The following is a 538-nucleotide window of genomic DNA, read 5'->3' as shown; positions in this document are numbered from 1 at the left end:
TCTCTGTGTCCTCTGTGTCTGGAGTGGTTCGTTAAAAAAGGATGTTTGGGAAGTTGGAGGGAGTGCGATAGCGAAGCGCTGCTGCAAGCAGTTCGCTATTTGGGAAGTTGAGGGGGTGCGATAGCGAAGCGCTGCTGCAAGCAGTTCGCTGTTTGGGGATTTGAGGGGGTGCGATAGCGAAGCGCTGCTGCAAGCAGTTCGCTGTTTGGGAGGTTGAGGGGGTGCGTCGCTGTTTGGAAGGTTGAGGGGGTGCGATCGCTCTTTCTCTGTGTCCTCTGTGTCTGGAGTGGTTCGTTAAAAAAGGATGTTGGGAAGTTGGAGGGAATGCGATCGCTGTTTGGGGATTTGAGGGGGTGCGATAGCGAAGCGCTGCTGCAAGCAGTTCGCTGTTTGGGAGGTTAAAGGGAGTGCGATCTCTCTTTCTCTGTGTCCTCTGTGTCTCTGTGGTTCGTTAAAAAAAGAATGTTTGGGAAGTTGGAGGAAGTGCGATAGCGAAGCGCTGCTGCAAGCAGTTCGCTGTTTGGGAGGTTGAGGGGGT

The 538-nt window shown here is 53.5% G+C and carries 1 protein-coding gene; it reads right to left on the bottom strand.

Translation table 11 applies throughout. From position 1 onward, the window contains the following. Positions 1-294: 294 nt before the first annotated feature. The coding region (locus tag FJR06_RS23990) for a hypothetical protein (protein WP_217359784.1) at positions 295-538 on the bottom strand (244 nt) is incomplete at its 5' end.

The organism is Dolichospermum sp. UHCC 0352, assembly GCF_009711925.1.
Classification (GTDB): Bacteria; Cyanobacteriota; Cyanobacteriia; order Cyanobacteriales; family Nostocaceae; genus Dolichospermum; species Dolichospermum lemmermannii.
The sequence above is the reverse complement of the archived record's forward strand: the minus strand, read 5'-3'. Positions and strand labels throughout refer to the sequence as shown.